This window comes from Phocaeicola sp. RTP21198st1_B8_RTP21198_201120 (genome assembly GCF_040929485.1).
Lineage (GTDB): Bacteria > Bacteroidota > Bacteroidia > Bacteroidales > Bacteroidaceae > Phocaeicola > Phocaeicola dorei.
On sequence record NZ_JBCOCI010000295.1, the window covers coordinates 1 to 452 of the forward strand.

The 452-nt window shown below is 39.8% G+C and carries 1 pseudogene; it reads left to right on the top strand.

Features of this window, described 5'->3' with window-relative positions:
• Positions 1–234 precede the first annotated feature (234 nt).
• Positions 235–452, top strand: a pseudogene (locus AB5935_RS25580) (choloylglycine hydrolase); the annotation flags it as partial.

The window sequence follows — 452 nt, forward strand, 5'->3', positions numbered from 1 at the left end:
ATAGAAAGCTTCGCTATAAGTATGGAAGGTATCCAAACTCTCGTTTTGTTCAAAGAGTTCGGATACCTTTTAATTTAAGTTCGTTTATTTACTGCTTTTTTACTTGTTGCTCTTTGAATATATATTCTGCGCCATTGTGCTTTTACAATACAAATGTCGCATCTGCAAACTAAAATAACCCATATTTTGTTGTCTTTATACAGTATCGAGTTTTTAGCGATAAATATATAATGAATGATGAAGATGACAAAGAACTTATTGTTAGGGATTGCTGCCGTATGTGGCAGCACTTTTCAGGCTGTAGCTTGTACGGGAATTTCGCTGACATCTCGTGACGGCAGTTATGTGCAAGCCCGTACGATTGAATGGGCGCGCGGTGTATTGCAAAGCGAGTATGTGATTATTCCACGTGACCGGCAGCTCACGTCGTTCACTCCTACAGGTGTCAATGG